Annotated in this window: 8 protein-coding genes; 6 read left to right on the top strand and 2 right to left on the bottom strand. The window is 74.8% G+C overall.

Features of this window, described 5'->3' with window-relative positions; translation table 11 throughout:
- Positions 1-484: 484 nt before the first annotated feature.
- From ACFU6K_RS09845 to ACFU6K_RS09870, 6 genes are all read left to right on the top strand, one after another.
- Positions 485-1,474, top strand: a complete 990-nt coding sequence (locus ACFU6K_RS09845) for a TauD/TfdA family dioxygenase (RefSeq protein ID WP_380662000.1) — start codon at positions 485-487, stop codon at positions 1,472-1,474.
- 94 nt (positions 1,475-1,568) lie between these two features.
- Positions 1,569-2,558, top strand: a complete 990-nt coding sequence (locus tag ACFU6K_RS09850; protein ID WP_380662001.1) for an ornithine cyclodeaminase family protein — start codon at positions 1,569-1,571, stop codon at positions 2,556-2,558.
- Positions 2,549-3,892 (top strand): Y4yA family PLP-dependent enzyme, encoded by a 1,344-nt coding sequence (locus ACFU6K_RS09855; RefSeq protein ID WP_380662002.1) that lies wholly within the window; start codon positions 2,549-2,551, stop codon positions 3,890-3,892. Before ACFU6K_RS09850 ends, ACFU6K_RS09855 begins: the two co-directional genes overlap by 10 nt.
- A gap of 64 nt (positions 3,893-3,956) precedes the next feature.
- Complete coding sequence (locus ACFU6K_RS09860; protein ID WP_380662003.1) at positions 3,957-4,988, top strand: cysteine synthase family protein; 1,032 nt, start codon at positions 3,957-3,959, stop codon at positions 4,986-4,988.
- Positions 4,989-5,025: 37 nt separating this feature from the next.
- Complete coding sequence (locus tag ACFU6K_RS09865; protein WP_380662008.1) at positions 5,026-6,459, top strand: MATE family efflux transporter; 1,434 nt, start codon at positions 5,026-5,028, stop codon at positions 6,457-6,459.
- Between the two features lie 102 nt (positions 6,460-6,561).
- Positions 6,562-7,722: a CopD family protein gene (locus ACFU6K_RS09870; protein ID WP_380662004.1), complete on the top strand. Its 1,161-nt coding sequence runs from the start codon at positions 6,562-6,564 to the stop codon at positions 7,720-7,722.
- A 121-nt stretch (positions 7,723-7,843) separates the two neighbouring features.
- Here ACFU6K_RS09870 and ACFU6K_RS09875 read toward each other — a convergent pair whose 3' ends face one another.
- Both ACFU6K_RS09875 and ACFU6K_RS09880 read right to left on the bottom strand, forming a co-directional pair.
- Positions 7,844-12,538, bottom strand: a complete 4,695-nt coding sequence (locus tag ACFU6K_RS09875) for an amino acid adenylation domain-containing protein (protein ID WP_380662005.1) — start codon at positions 12,536-12,538, stop codon at positions 7,844-7,846.
- Positions 12,535-16,281 carry an amino acid adenylation domain-containing protein gene (locus tag ACFU6K_RS09880; protein ID WP_380662007.1) on the bottom strand — a complete coding sequence of 1,249 codons (3,747 nt, stop codon included), beginning with the start codon at positions 16,279-16,281 and terminating at the stop codon, positions 12,535-12,537. Before ACFU6K_RS09880 ends, ACFU6K_RS09875 begins: the two co-directional genes overlap by 4 nt.
- Positions 16,282-16,333 lie beyond the last annotated feature (52 nt).

A 16,333-nucleotide genomic window follows, 5' to 3' on the forward strand; every position in this document is an offset into this window, starting at 1 on the left:
GCCGGGGCGGCGTCCTCGGACCCGCCCGCGCCACCGCCGCAGGCGGCCAGCGCACCGGCCGCCCCGATACCGGCACCGGCCCACAGCAGCTGTCGTCTGGTGACGCGCACGTTCGTTCCTCGATTCGGGTTTCGCTCAATTTGCTTAGGCTTACCTACCCTAAGTTCGAGGCCGCCCGCAAGCCGCCCGGCGGAGCGCGCCCTCATCCCGGCCGTGCGCCCCTCACTCCCAAAACACCGCGCGAGCAGCGGGATTGACCCTGCGCGGGATGTGCGCCGCCACCGGAAGCCGAGACTACGTACATGTAGACATCGGATCGGGTAAGGCTTGCCTTACTTCGAAGTCGTTGTTACGTTCATGTCGTCCGGCCGTTCGAGCCGCCCGGACCCCACGCCCCACGCGCTGCTCCCGCCCGTCCCACACCGGTGCGGTGATGCCGCGTGCTCGCACACCCTCTCCCGTCCCGCCCCCGGAAGGTCCCGCCGTGCCCACCTGCCCTGCCCCGGTACGCCGCCTCGACACCACCGCCGCCGCGGAACTGACCGACACCGCCGCCGAGTTGCTGGCCCGCCACGGCTCCGCGACCAGCCCCGACCTGCTGGCCGACCTGCCCGCGACCCGCGTCCTGCTCAGCGCGGGACTCCGGCACGCGCTGCGCCCGGTGGACACCGCCGACGGCCTGTTCGTCCTGCGCGGCCTGCGCCCCGACGACACCGACCTCGGCCCCACGCCCGGCCACTGGTCGACCGTCGGCGACGCCGGCGCGCTGTGGGACGTGACGCTGCTGCTGGTCTCCGCCCTGATGGGCACCCCGATCGCCTGGGACGGCCAGCAGGACGGCCGGTTCGTCCACAACATCGTGCCCTCGCCCGGCCACGAGAGCGAGCAGACCGGTGCCTCCAGCTCCGTCCTGCTCACCCCGCACACCGAGGACGCCTTCCACCCCGGCCGCGCCCACCTGCTGGTGCTGTGCTGCATGCGCAACCACGACCGCATCGCCACCACCGCGGCCGGCGTCCGGCTGACCGCGCTCGCCCAGGCCGACCTGGACCAGCTGAAGCGGCCCGTCGCGCCGATCCTGCCCGACGACGCCTACGAACAGGCCCAGCGGTTCCCCGGTCGGCCCGCCCCGGTGCCCACCCTCTTCGACTCCCCCGAGGGCCTGACCATGCGCTACGACCCCGCCTACACCCCGCTGGAGGGGACGGACGAGGCCTGGCGCGGAGCCTACGAGCGCCTGGGCGAGGAGCTGGCCCGGGTGTCCGTCGCGGTGAGCCTGGAGCCGGGCGACGTCCTGGTCGTCGACAACGACCTCGTCGTCCACGGCCGCGTCCCCTTCCGGGCGCGCTACGACGGCACCGACCGCTGGCTCAAGCGCGCCTCCGTCCGGGTCGAGGGCCGGCCCACCCGCCCGCTCGCCGAGCACGACGAGCACGGCTACGGCCAGGCCGCCCTCACCGCCTGGACCGCCTGACCCGCCCTCCTCGCCTCTCCTGCCTGACCGCCTGCTCTCCCTCCTGCCTGACCGCCTTCCAGACACCGCCTCACCGAACCGAAAGGGCACCCGCGTGGACCGGGACGACACCACCCTGCGCGTACTCTCCACCAGCGACCTCGCCGGCCTGGACATCACCCTGGCCGACGTCGTCGACACCGTCGAACAGGCCTACCGCACCCTGGCCGCCGGCCGGTCCGACAACCCGCGCAAGCTCACCGTCCAGCCCGCCGACGGCCACTCCGTCTCCTACGCCATGCTCGGCCGCGACGGGGTGCGCAACGTCGTCGCGTTCAAGACCTCGTACAAGCACGGCCTGGACAAGGGCCGCGACGAGCAGCACTACTACACGACGCTGACCGTCTACGACGACGTCACCGGCCTGCCGGTCGCCATGATGGACTGCTCCCGCATCGGCTCGCTGCGCACCCCCGCCGTCTCCGCCCTGCTGGCCCGCGCGTGCGCCTCCCCCGACGCCGCCACCGCGCTGGTGATCGGCACCGGCACCCAGGGCCGCCTCGCGCTGCCGTTCCTGCTCACCACGCTGCCCGGGCTGAAGCGCCTGCTGCTCTCCGGCACCCACCCCGACGGCATCACCGCCGTCCGCCAGGAGCTGGAGCGCCACTTCCCCGGCCGCGAGCTGGAGTTGGTCACCGACCTCGAAGCGGCCGCCCGGGACGCGGACGTCATCGTCGCCACCGCCGGCGGCCACACCCCCGCCGCCGTCGAGGCCGACTGGCTGAAGCCCGGCGCAACCGCGATCCTCGTCGGCCACGGCCTCGCCCCGTCCACGCTGCACCGCGCGGACCGGGTGATCGCCACCAGCGAGGCCCAGATGCGCGTCACCGGCACCGACCTGGCCGACGCCGACGGCAAGCTGCCCGCCGTCGACCTGGAACTGCCCGCCGCCGTCTCCGGCGCCTCCGACGCCCGTACCGCACCCGACCAGCGGATCTTCGCCTACAACAGCGGCCTGGTCGTCACCGACATCGCGCTCGGCCACCGCTTCGCCCAACTCGCCGCCGAGCAGGGCCTGGGCACCGAGGTGGCCCTGTGGCGCTGACCCTGCCCGCCCACCCCGACCCCCTCGCCGAGCGCGTCCACGCGAGCGGCCTGCTCCACGAACTCGCCCACGGCCTCGGCGGAGGGTTCCACTACCTGCTGCCCGAGCGCTTCGACGCCAACCTCGCCGCGTTCCGCGCCGTCCTCGCCGACACCGGCGTGGACGGGCGGGTCTACTTCGCCAAGAAGGCCAACAAGGCCGCCGCGTTCGTCGAACGCTGCGCCGCCACCGGGGCCGGGGTCGACGTCGCCTCGCTCGGCGAGCTGCGCGAGGCGCTCGGCCACGGTGTGCGCGGCGAGGACCTCGTCGTCACCGGCCCCGCCAAGTCCGAGGCCCTGCTGCGCATCGCGGCCCTCCAGGGCGCGCTGATCGCCGTCGACGCCCTCGACGAACTGGAGCGCGTCCTGCACCTGGACGTCCCCCGGCCCGTCCGCGTCCTGTTGCGCCGTCACCCGCCGGCCCAGCCCCGCAGCCGCTTCGGGCTCGACGACGACCAGCTGGACGCCGCGCTGTCGCGTTGCGCCGCGGCCGGCGAGCGGGTCCGGATGGAGGGCTTCAGCTTCCACCTGTCCGGCTACGAGGTGCGGCCGCGCACCGACCTCGCGGGCGAACTCGTCGACCTGTGCCTCAAGGCCAGGACGATGGGCCTGCGGGCGGACCGGATCAGCATCGGCGGCGGCTTCGCCGTCGACTACGTGCCCGCCGACGCCTGGGAGCTGTTCCTCGCCGAGCAGCAGCCCGGGCACTACCACGGCGGCAGGACGTTCACCGCGGGCGACTTCTACCCCTACCACTCCCCCGTCGCCGGGGCCGACGCGCTGCGCTCGATCCTCACCGCCCGCCCGGGCGGGCAGGGGGCCGACCTGGCCGGACGGCTGCGGGAGGCCGGCGTGACGCTGCTGCTGGAACCCGGACGCGCGCTGCTCGACCGGGCCGGCTCCTCCGTCTTCGTCGTCCAGGGCGTCAAGGACCGGGCCGGATACGGCATCGTCACCGTCGACGGCACCAGCCTGAGCCTGTCCGAGCAGTGGTTCAACAGCGAGTACCTGCCCGAACCGGTGCTCCTCCCCCGCTCTCCCGGCCGGGCGGCCGAGGAGTACCGGGCGTGCGTCGGCGGCGCCAGCTGCCTCGACTCCGACCTCCTGACCTGGCGCAAGATCCCCTTCCCCGCCCGGCCCCGGGTCGGCGACCTCCTCGTCTACCCCAACACCGCCGGCTACCAGATGGACTCCAATGAGTCCCCCTTCCACGACCTCCCCCTGCCGGCCAAGGTCGTCATCCACCACGAGGACGGCCGACCGCGCTGGCGCCTCGACCGCCGTCCGGCCCTGTGATCCGACGCCACCCACGCCGCCGATGCCACCGACGCCACCCCGCTTCCGAGAAAGCCTCCCCGCCATGACCGACGCCCTGTACCGCCCCCCGGTGGTCACCCGGATCTCCGACCTCATCGGCTACACCCCGCTGTTCGAACTCGCCCGCGCCGACAACGGCGCCCGCCTGCTCCTCAAACTGGAGATGTTCAACCCCACCGGCAGCGCCAAGATCCGCATGGCCCGGCAGATGGTCCTCGACGCCGAGGAGCGCGGACAGCTGCGCGAGGGCGGCCACATCATCGAGTCCACCTCCGGCAACACCGGCCTCGGGCTGGCCGTGGTCGCCGCCGAGCGCGGCTACCGCTTCACCGCCGTCGTCGACAACCACGCCGCCGCCGACAAGCTGCGCGGCATGAAGGCCATGGGCACCGAGCTGGTGTACGTCGACGCGGACACCGACGGCGAGGAGCTGCACACCGCCGCCCGCGAGGAGCTCGCCGAGGAGATGGCCCGCGGCAAGGACAACACCTTCTTCACCGAGCAGCACAACAACCCCAGCAACGCGGTCGGTTACCACGCGGTCGGCCGGGAGATCGCCCAGGCCCTCGACAACCGGGTCGACGTCCTGGTCGGCGCCGTCGGCACCGGCGGCGGGCTGTGCGGCACCGCCCGCGAGCTCAAGGCGTACGTGCCGGACGTGACGGTCGTCGGCGTCGAACCGAAGGGCTCCATCGCCTTCGGCCCGCCCGCCCACGACTACTACCAGTCCGGCACCGGCACCCCCGAGGGCGCCACCATCGGCCTGCTCGTCGACTACGACCTCATCGACGAGGGCGTCAAGGTCGGCGACGTCGAGGCCTTCGCCACCGCCCGCGTCGTCGCCCGCCGCACCGGGCTGCTCATCGGCGGCTCCGCCGGCGGCGTCGTCCACGACGCCCTGGCCCGCCTGACGACCCTGCCGCCGGACGCCGTTATGGTCGCGTTCATCAACGACGGCGGGGAGAAGTACCTGGACACCGTCTTCAACGACGACTGGATGACGGCCCGCAACCTCCTCGACGAGGCCGTCGAGACCGACATCGACGAATCCCTCGCCAAACTCCGCAGGCCCTGACCCCAGAGACGTGACCCCCAGAGACGTGACACCCACCATGCAGCAGTTGCAGCAGCTGACCACCCTGGCGCGCGACGGCCGCGCGCTCGCCGCCCTCGCCGTACCGCTCGCCCTCACCCAGCTCGCCCAGGTCGCCCTCACCACCACCGACACGATCATGATGGGCGTCCTGGGCACCGAGGCCCTCGCGGCCGGCGGCCTCGCCCTGGTGATCTTCAACCAGCTCCGCACCATGGGCGTCGGGCTGGTCACCTCCGTCGGCAACCAGGTGGCGGCCGCGGCGGCCCGCGCCGAACGTGCCGAAGGCGCCGCCGAGGAGACCGCCGCCGACGCCGACCGGGAAGTCCGCGGCCTGGTGCGGGCCGCGATGGCCGTCGCCACCCTCGCCGGACTGGCCGGCGCCGTCCTGATGGTCCTCATCGGCCAGGCCGCCACCTGGCTCGGCCAGGACGCGGAGGTCGCCCACCGCGCCCAGGGCATGCTCGCCGCCCTCGCCCCCGGCCTCGTGCCCTGCCTCTGGTTCCAGGCGATCCGCCAGTTCACCGTCGGCATGCGCCGCCCCCAGGCGCTGCTGCGGATCACCATCGCCTCCGTCGCCGTCAACGCCGCCCTCAACTGGGCCTTCATCCACGGCACCTGGGGCCTGCCGCGGCTCGACCTCACCGGCATCGGCGTCGCCACCAGCAGCGTCTACCTGCTGTCCTTCCTCGCCCTCTACGCCTCCGCCCGCCGCGACGACCGGCTGGCGCCGCTGCTGAGCCTGGACTTCTGGCGCGCCGACGCCGCGACCGTACGCCGCCTGCTCGGCCTCGGCACGCCGATCGCCGCCACCTACGGCTCCGAGGCCGGGTTCTTCTCCGTCACCGCGCTGCTCGCCGGCAGCTTCGGCCCGGCCGCGCTCGCCGCCCACACCGCCGTCAACCAGCTGATCTACATCGTCTTCCAGGTCGCCGTCGGCCTCTCGCACGCCGCCTCCATCAACGTCAGCCGCGAACTCGCCCTCGGCGAGTACGCCGCCGCCCGCCGGATCAAGAACACCGCGCTCGCCTGCGGCGCCGCGGTGATGGCGGTCGTCGGCACCCTCTACCTCGCGCTCCCGGACCTCGTCCTGCGCCCCTACTTCGACCCGAACGCGGCCGCCGACCAGCAGGGCCTGAAGATCGCCACCGGCCTGCTCGTCGTCGTCGCCGTCCTGCAGTTCTTCGACTGCGCCCAGAACATCGGCGTCGGCCTGCTGCGCGGCCTCGACGACACCAGGAGCGGCTTCCGCATCACCCTCATCGGCTACTGGGCCGTCGGCCTGCCCGCCTCCTGGCTCCTCGCCTACCCCCTCGGCGGCGAGACCCGCGGCCTCTGGTTCGGCCTGCTGATCGGCCTCGCCACCACCGCGGTCCTCCTCCTGCGCCGCTACGGCCGCGCCCTCACCGCCAGGGCCGCGGCGGCACCGGACGCCGTCACCGCCGGAACCTGACACCCCGTCGGCGGTTTCCGGAGGACGGGCGGGTGCCACCCCGCGCGTCCTCCGGCGCACCACCTTGCTCCGTATCCACCCACCACCACGTGAGACTCCCCCATGCACGCTGCCTCGCTCGCCGCCACCGCCACCCCGTACGTCCTGCCCCCGCTGTGGCGCCTCCTGACCAAGGCCGGCTACTTCCTCGGCCTCAGCGCGGCCATCGGCACCACCGTCACCTACGCCACCACCGTCCGCCCCGCGCTGCGCGCCGCGGGCCCCGACGACTCCAGGGTGCTGCGCGCCAGGGCCGCGACCTACCTGGCCGCGTCCGGTGTGGTGCTCCTGGTCGCCGGCTACTTCCAGCTCGCCGCCCGCCTCGCCCGGGCCGGCAAGGGCATGCCCTTCGGTGACGCCCTCGCCCCCGGCAGGCTCTGGGACTACCTCCAGGCCCCGGCCGCCAAGGGCGCCTGGATCGCCCAGGGCACCGTCTACCTCGTCCAGAACACCGTCCTGGCCGTGACGGCCGTCCTGCTGGCCGCCCTGTTCGTGCCCGCCGTACGCCGGCACGTCGACGCGATAGCGCTCACCGCGCTGCCGGCCGCCCTCGCCGTCACCCTGATCGCCGCCGTCCCGGCCACCGCCCCCGCCGGTCTCGACCGCTGGCTCGACCTCGCCCTCGACCAGGTGCACATCGTCTCGGGCACCGTCTGGCTCGGCGGCCTCGCCCTGCTCGTCGCCCTCGCCAGCACCCGCGGCCGTCTCGGCGCGGACGCCGGCCTGCTGTGGGCGGACCTGTGGCGCCGCTTCAGCCTGGTCGCCATGGTCTGCGTGGCCGCCGTCACCGTCTCCGGCCTCTGGCTCAGCTGGAAGCACGTCGGCGCGGTCTCCCAGCTGTGGACCACCGGCTACGGCCTCGCCCTGCTCGTCAAGGTCCTCCTCGTCCTCGGCCTGGTCACCGCCGGCGCCTTCAACCAGTTCTGGCTGATGCCCCGCATCGCCCACGCCCGCCGCACCGACGACACCTCCTCCCTCCTCCACCTCACGCTTCGGCACTTCCCGAAGGTCGTGTGGGGAGAGGTCGTCCTCGGCATCGCCGTCCTGGCGGTCGTCCCGTTCATCACCGGATCGGCGCGCGCCGAGGCCGCGGACGCCAAGGCCGTCTCCTCCGGCACCGTCTTCGCCGCCGGCGCCGCCCTCGTGCTGGCCCTCGGCGTCTCCCTCTACGCCACCGCCAAGGCGTCCGACGCCCTCGCCCGCCGTCAGGGCGCCACCGCCTGACGACGAACGTGGGGCCGCCGACCGCCCGTGGTCGACCCGGGAACCGGGCGTGTGGGAGCCACACGCGGAAGGCGTCGCCGGGGCGCGCGGCGACGGCGGCCGGACGGCCCGGTGGGCTCCCCTACCGAGTGCCCTCGGAGAGGTCGATGTCGTGGACCGGGATGTCCGGGTCGGCGGCGGCCGTGCACAACAGCCGGGTGTAGCGGGTGCGGAGGGCCTCGACGGTGGAGCGGTCGAACAGGTCGGTCCGGTACTCGACCACGCCGTCGAGGCCGCGAGGGGTGCCGTCGGCGTCGCGGCGCTCGGACAGGCCGAAGCTCAGGTCGAACCCGGCGGCCCCCGTTCCGACCAGCTCCACCGCGGCGGTCGCGCCCGGGAGTTCCAGCCTCTCGGGGAGGGCCGGCGCGAGGACCAGCATCACCTGGAACGGGGCCCGGCCGAACACGGCCCGGCCGCTCGCCGCCCGCCGTGGCCCCTGCGCCTCCACGACCAGGTCGAAGGGCAGGTCCTGGTGGGCGAAGGCGGCCAGGTCGGCCCGGGCGACCCGGCCGAGCAGCTCGCGGAAGGTCGGCTCGCCCGAGGTGTCGGTGCGCAGGACGAGCGTGTTCACGAAGAAGCCGACGAGGTCGTCGAGTTCCGCGTCCGCGCGGTCGGACACCGCCGTGCCGATCGGGAGGTCCGTCCCCGCGCCGAGGCGGGTGAGCAGCGCGGCCAGTCCGGCGTGCGCCACCAGGAAGAGGCTGGCGTGCTCGTCCGCGGCCAGCTCCAGGAGCTTCCCGTGCACGTCCGCGGGGACGGTGAAGGCCACCGTGTCGCCGGCAGGGTGCGCCGGGCGTCCGGGCGCCGTCCGCTCGGTACGGTCGGCGGGTAGCGGGATGCGTTCCGGCAGGCCGTCCAAGGTCTTGTTCCAGTAGGCGAGTTGACCGGACCGCAGGGCGCTGGGTTCGTCGTCGGTGCCGAGCAGTCCGCGCTGCCAGCGGGTGAAGTCGGCGTACTGGACGGGCAGCGGCGACCAGCCCGGGGCTGCACCGCCGACGCGGGCCCGGTACGCGGCGGCGAAGTCGTCCAGCAGCCGGGGCAGCGAGGCGCGGTCGCAGGCGATGTGGTGGAGCAGCAGGAGCAGTGTCGGCCGCGCGGCCCCGTGGGCGAACAGGACCGCGCGCAGGGGGAGTTCGTTCTCCAGGTCGAAGGGGTGGCCGGCCGCGGCGCTCAGCGCGTCGGGCAGCCCGCCCGGGGCGACCGGTTCGACCGCGAGTGCCGGGCGCGCGGCCGCGACCGGGAGGATGTGCTGGACCGCCCGGCCGTCCCGCTGCCGGACGAGGGTGCGCAGGGTCTCGTGCCGGGCCGTGAGGTCGCCCAGGGCGGCACGGAGCGCCTCCTGGTCCGGCTCGCCGTCCCAGCGCAGTACCAGGGGCACGTTGTAGGTGCTGTCGGGGCCGGCGAGCCGGTGCAGGAACCAGAAGCGCCGCTGGCCGAAGGAGAGCGGGACCGGCTCGGTACCCCGGTCCTCGGCCCGCGGGAGCCGGGGGACGGGCCGGGGCCCCGGTCCCACGGAGACGTCGCCAGGACGGTCCGGGTCGCCGAGGTGGGCGGCGAGCGCGGCGACGGTCGGGTGGTCGAAGACGTCCCTGACGTCCGGCTCCGCCCGCGCGCCGAGGCCGGCTCGGCGCACCAGGGCGACCAGTCTGGTCGCGCGCAGGCTGTCTCCCCCGAGGTCGAAGAAGTCGTCGTCGGCGCCGACCTGCTCCACGGCGAGCAACTCGGCGTACAGCCTGGCCAGTTCAACTTCCAGGGGCGTGTCCGGGGCGCGCGACGGCGTGTGCGCGCGGGCGCGGGGGGCCGGGAGTGCCGCCCGGTCCAGCTTCCCGTTGGGGGTGAGCGGCAGCCTGTCGAGCGGAACGAACAGGGACGGGACCAGATGCGCCGGAAGCCGCCCGCGCAGCCACTGCCGCAGCCGGGCGAGGGTCGGCCCGGGATCGTCCGCCGCCGCCTCGCGGGTGGGGACGACGTAGGCCACCAGCCGGGCGGCCCCGTCGGCCCCCCGACCGCTCCGCGCCCCGGTGCGGGCCGGATCGTCCGGAGCGCCGGAACTCGCCAGTACGGCGCCGCCCGCCACGCCGGGGGCGGCCAGCAGCGCCGCCTCGACCTCGGCGGGTTCGATCCGGAAGCCGCGGATCTTGACCTGGTCGTCCGCCCTGCCGAGGTACTCCAGGGTGCCGTCCCGGCGGGCGCGTACGAGGTCGCCCGAGCGGTACAGCCGGGATCCGGCGGGCCCGAAGGGGTCGGCCACGAAGCGTTGCGCGGTCAACGCGGGACGGTACAGATAGCCCCTGGCCACACCGGAACCGGCGACGTACAGCTCGCCGGCCACCCCGGGGGGCACCGGGCGCAGCCGGTTGTCCAGGACGTACAGCCGGATGCCGGCCAGGGCCCTGCCGATCGGGACGGCCCGCGCCGTCCCGTGGCCGTGGTCCAGGTCGAGCCGGGTCGAGTGGACCACGGTCTCGGTGATGCCGTACATGTTGACCAGGACGGGCCCGGAGTCCCGGCGCCGCCGGTACCAGGAGCGCACGACGGCCGGGGAGAGCGCCTCACCACCGAGAACGACCCAGCGCAGGGCCAGGTCCCGCCCCCGCTCCGGCTCGTCGGCGTCGGCCTGCGCCAGTGCCAGGAAGGCGGAGGGCGTCTGGTTGAGCACCGTGACGCGTTCCCGCACCAGCAGGTCGAGAAGGGCCCGCGGCGAGCGGCTCACCTCGCGGGGCACGACCACCAGGCGGCCGCCGTGCGCGAGGGCGCCCCACATCTCCCAGACGGAGAAGTCGAAGGCGCAGGAGTGGAACATCGTCCAGGTGTCGTCGGGGCCGAACCCGAACCCGGTGACTCCCTCCCGCAGCAGCGCCACCGGGCCGCGGTGCGGGACCACCACACCCTTGGGGCGGCCGGTGGATCCGGAGGTGTAGATGACGTACGCGGCGTGGTCGGGGGTCAGCGCCTCCGTGCGGTCCGCGTCGGTCGGGTCGGCTCCGGTATCGGTCGGGTCGGCGTCGCTGGTCGCGGTCGCGGCTCCTGCCAGGTCGGTTCCGGAGAGGACGCAGACCGGCCGGGCGTCGGCGAGGATCCGCTCCGTGTGCTCCGGCGGCCAGTCCGGGTCGAGCGGGAGGTAGGCCGCGCCGGTCTTGGACACCGCCAGGATCGCGGTGACCACATCCGCCGAGCGGGGCAGCAGGAGGGCGACGGTGCGTTCGGGTCCCGCGCCGCGCCGGATCAGCGTCCTGGCCAGCCGGTTGGCGCGCGCGTTGAGCTCGGCGTAGCTGAGCCATCGGTCGCCGTGGCCGACCGCCGGGGCGTGCGGGGTGCGTGCGGCCCACTGTTCGAACAGCTCGGGGAGCGTACGGGGCGAGGGCGACGTACCGGGCGAGGGGGGCGCGGGTGTGCCGACGCGCGGCACCAGCAGCCTGCGCTCGTCTGGTAACAGCAGGTCCAACTCCCCGACGGGGCGCCCGGGTTCGTCGATCAGCTGGTCGAGCAGGCGTACGCAGCGGTCGGCCTCGGCGGCGACCTCCTCGGGCTCGTACCGCCCGGCCTCGGCGTGCACCTCCACCATCAGGCCGGCCCGGCCGCGTTCCGGCCTGACCATGACGGAGAGGTCCTCCAGCGCGCCGGTGTTGAGCTGCCGGAGCGTCATCGGCCGCCCGGCGAAGCTCCGGCCGAAGCTGAAGGGGACGATGTTCGCGGTCAGTCGGTACGGCGCGTGGGCGGACCCGGTGAAGCCGAGGTCCCGGCGGAGGTCCTCGTACCGGTAGCGCTGGTGGGCGAGGGCGAGGGTGGTGGCCTCGTCGACGGTCCGGACCAGTTCGGTGGCCGGCCGGCGCTGGTCGACCGGCACCCGCAGGGGGAGCACGTTCGACGCCGGGCCGGTCACGGCGCCCGCCGTCCTGGCGGTGCGGCCGGCGACCGGGAACCCCACGACGACCTCGTCGCCGCCGCCGGTGCGGACGTGCTCCAGCAGGACGGCGCAGGCCGTCGCCACCGCCGTCCAGGGGACGCCGAGTTCGCGGGCGCGGGCACGGAGGGCGGCCGCCCGGGCCTCGGGCATCCGGGAGGCACCGCGCACCGGCGCCCGGCCCGTCCGGTCGGGCCCGTCGTGGCCGGGCGCGGCGGGCCGGGGCACGCCCGGCCAGCCGGCCATCGTCGCCGTCCAGAACGCGCGGTCGGCCTCGAAGTCCGGCGTGGAGCGGTAGGCCCGCTCGGCGTTCAGCAGGGTGTCCACCGGGACGTGGTGGCCCGGCTCCGGGGATTCGCCGCGCTCCAGCGCCGCGTAGACCTCGCCGAGCCGTCGGGCGAACAGCGCGAGGCCGAAGCCGTCCACCACCAGGTGGTGGACGAGCAGGTACCAGCAGACCCGGTCCTCGGCGAGGCGCAGGAACGCGGTCCTGAACACCGGACCGTTCGCCAGGTCGAGCGGGCGGGCCAGGTCCGCCCGCATCCAGTCCAGCGCGGCGGCCGTCGGCGCGGGTTCCCCCCGGAGGTCGACGACCGGCACGTGCCAGGCGGGCAGGGGGCCGGCCCACTGCCTCGGCTCCCCGGAGGCCGTGACGGCGAACCGGGACCCGAACGGCCCGGTCTCCGCCACGGCGAACCGGAAGGCCGCCTCGTACAGCCCCGGATCGAGGTCGCCGGCGACCTCGAACGCGCTCGCCAGTCGGTACCGGACCGGGGACGCCAGCTGCTGCGCCGACCAGATCCCCTGCTGCGTCGTGGTGAGCGGGATCGACGGGTGGTCCGCCGAGCGCTCCTGCTCCGGCCCGTTCCTCACGGAGTGTTCACCGATCCCTTCGGCGGTGCCTCGGCGGCCCGCACGCCGTCCGTACCGTTCGTCCCGCGCGCGACCCGGGCCAGCGCTCCGACCGTCTTGTGTTCGAGGATGTCCTGCGCCGTGAGGACGAGCCCCGCCCGGCGCAGTCGGCTCAGCAGCCGGATCGACATGATGCTGTCGCCGCCGAGGTCGAAGAAGCCGCCGTCCGCCGCGACCTCGGGGAGCCCGAGCACCTCGCGGAACACCCGCGCCACGAGCTCCTCCCGCGCTCCGTCGGCGGGCGGAGGCTCAGCGGCCGGCGGGTCACCGGCCGGAGACTCGGCGGCCGGCGGGTCGGCCTCCACCGGCCGCGCGCCCGCCGGCGGCCTCCCCCGGTCGAGCTTGCCGCTGCCCGTGCGCGGCAGCGCGGAGGCGGTCTCCAGCTCGGCCGGGACCAGGTGGGCCGGCAGCCGCTCGGCCGCCCAGTCCCGCAGGACGCGGCCGCCGGGAAGACGGGCTCCCGGCACCGGCACCAGACAGGCCACGAGCCGGGCCTCGCCGCCTGTCCCCGTCCGGACGCGGGCCATGGCCTCGGCGACGGCGGGGTGCCGGGCCAGCACCGCCTCCACCTCGCCGAGTTCGACGCGGAAGCCGTTGACCTTGACCTGGGCGTCCGCCCGGCCGAGGAAGTCGAGCTGCCCGTCGGGGCGCCGGCTGACCAGGTCACCGGTCCGGTACATCCGCTCGCCCGGCGGGCCGAACGGGTCGGCGACGAAGCGTCCGGCGGTCAGCCCGGGTCGGCGCAGGTACCCCCGGGCGAGGCCGTCCCCCGCCAGGTACAGCTCGCCCTGGCGGCCGTCCTCCACCCGGCGGAGTGAAGCGTCGAGCACGTGGGCGCGTACGTGGCCCAGCGGCCGTCCGATGGGCGGTGCGCCCTCCGGCGGCGGACCGTCGCCCGCCGGGGCGGTGGCCTGGAGGGTGGCCGCGGTGGCGTAGACGGTGGCCTCGGTGGGCCCGTACACGTTGAGCACCCGGGTGCCGGGCATGGTCTCCCGGATCCGCGCGGCGAGGGTCGCGGGGAGCGGCTCACCGGCCATCGCGAGCGTCGTGGCCGACACCTCCAGGCCGCCGGCCCCGATCAGCGCGCCGAACACCGAGGGGACGGCGCACAGCAGGCCGCCCGACCAGCGCGGCGGGTCTCCGTCGAGCAGCGACAGGAGACTCTCGACCACCTCGACGCTGCCGCCGCCCGCCAGCGCCGGGAAGATCTCGGCCACCGACACGTCGAAGCCGAACGGGCTCGCCGCCAGCACGTGGGCCAATGACCCGGCACCGAAGCCGGCGGCCGCCCACTCCACCAGTGCGACCGCACCGCGGTGCGGCACCACGACGCCCTTGGGCGTTCCGGTGGAGCCCGAGGTGTAGAGGACGTACGCGGGATGCGAGGGCCGCAGCGGCTCGGGGCGGTCGGCGTCGGACGGTGCCGCGGGCGAGAGGTGCGCCAACTCCCGGACGATCGCGGGGTCGTCGAGCCGGATGGTCGTGGTCGTCCGGCTGACCACGTCCACGACATGCGGGTCGGCGGCCGTGTCGGCCAGCACGCAGACGGGTTCCGCGTCCTCGACCATGAAGCGGAGCCGCTCGGCCGGGTAGCCGGGGTCGAGCGGCAGGTACGCGGCGCCGGTCTTGAGTACCGCGAGCATCGCCACGAGGGTTCCGGCGCGCCGAGGGAGCAGCAGCCCGACGACCGACTCCGGCCCGGCGCCCCGGTCGAGCAGGAGCCGGGCCAGCCGGTTGGCCCGCTCGTGGAGCTCGGCATGGGTGAGCCCGCCGTCGGCGTCGATCACGGCGACCGCGTCGGAGTGGTCCCGGGCGGCGTCCTCCAGCAGGTCGGTGAGCGTCCGCCCGGGTGCCCCGGAGGCCGTGCCCTCCGGCCGGGAGGGAGCGGCCGACCGGGAGGAGGCGGCCGCCGGCTCGTCCGCGACCGGGCCGGCCGCCGGAGGAGGACCGCCGAGGAGCCCGCCGCAGTGCGTTTCCCCGTCGTCCGCGACGGCGTGCAGCAGCTCCACGAAGGCCTCGGACGCGGCGGCGATCGTGTCGGCGTCGAAGAGCCCCGTCGCGTACTCCATCATGACCGTGAGCCCGTCCTGGTCCGCCAGCTCGCCGACGATCATCGAGAGGTCGAACTTGGCGGTGCCGGGAGGGAGCCCGGGGAAGTGGGGAAGGAGCTCGGTGTCGTGCGCCGGTCCGACGGCGATCCCGCCAAAGTCGGCGGCCGGCGGCAGCGTCTGGTGCACGTACATGACGTCGAAGACCGGGTTGCGGCTCGGATCGCGATCGCCCACGACCTCGTGCACGACCTTCTCGAACGGGACCTCCTGGTGGTCGAGGGCGCCGAGCACCACCCCGCGCACCCGGCGCAGCAGCTCGCGGAAGCCCGGGTCGCCCGACAGGTCCGAGCGCAGGGCGACGGTGTTGTTGAAGAAGCCGAGCAGACCCCACAGTTCGGGCCGGCTGCGACCGATGGTCGAGGTGCCGACGACGATGTCCCGCTGGCCCGACCAGCGGGCGAGCAGCACGTTGAGCGCGGTGAGCAGGACCATGAACAGCGTGGCCGACTCCTGGGCGCCCACCTCGCGCAGCCGCAGGACCAGCGGGCCCGGGATGGTGAACCCGTGGGTGGCTCCCGCGAAGTCCATCCGGGCGGGGCGCGGCCGGTCGGTGGGCAGCTCCAGGGCGGGCGGGTCGCTCAGCCGCTCGCGCCAGTAGTCCAGTTCACGGTCGAGGCGGGAGTCGGCCACCAGCTCGCGCTGCCACCGCGCGTAGTCCGCGTACTGCACCGGCAGCGGATCGAGCTCGGGGGCGCGGCCCTCCAGGCGGGCCGTGTAGAACTCCAGCAGCTCCCGCCGCTGGATCTGCGGAGCCCAGCCGTCGTTCACCGCGTGGTGCATGCACCAGCAGACGACGTGGTCGTCCTCGCCGATCCGCACGACGGTCACCCGGACGAGCGGTTCGTCGGCGATGTCGAAGGCCCGGCGCATGGCGGCGGCGATGACCGCGCCCACCGCGGCCATCGGGTCGTCCTCACCCGAGACGTCCAGGTACGTGAAGAAGTCCCCGAGTTCGGGCCGGATCCTCAGCCCGGACAGGCCGTCGGTCTCGACGAGATTGGACCGCAGCACCTCGTGGCGGCGGGCCAGGTCCTCCCAGGCGAGCCTGAAGGCCCCGACGTCCAGCGGGCCGCGGTACCGGGAGGCGCCGGGGAGGTTGTAGAGCGTGGTCGCCGGGTCGAGCTGGTGGTGGAACCACATGCGCTCCTGCCCGTACGACAGCACCGGCGCCCCGCCCGGGACGATCGGCGGCAGTTCGGCACCGGCCGGCTCGGGGGCGACCGGGGCCGCCGGCGCGTCCGCGGCGGTCGGCGGTTCCGGCGCGGGCAAGAGCGAGGGCGCGGGCGAGGGTGAGGGTGAGGGCGCGTGCCGCGCCCGGTCGTGCACGGCCTGTGCGAGTGAGCCGACGACGGGATGGTCGTAGATGTCCGTCGTCTTGAGCCGGACCCCGTGCCGCTCCCGTATCCGGTCCAGGAGCTGGAGGGCGATGACGGAGTTGCCACCGATGGAGAAGTAGTCGGCGTCGGCGGGGACCTCGTCCGCGTGCAGCAGCTCGACCAGGGTCTCCCGCAGCCAGTCCAGTACGGGCCCCGACTCCCCGGTCGGCTGCGCGCCGGGCGGGCGGACCGGCTCCTCGGCGGCCGGCGCGGGCACCGGAGCCGGCGCCGCAACCGGAGCCGGAGCCGGAGCCGGAGCGGCGGCCGGA

This window comes from Kitasatospora sp. NPDC057512 (genome assembly GCF_042802135.1).
Taxonomy (GTDB): domain Bacteria; phylum Actinomycetota; class Actinomycetes; order Streptomycetales; family Streptomycetaceae; genus Kitasatospora.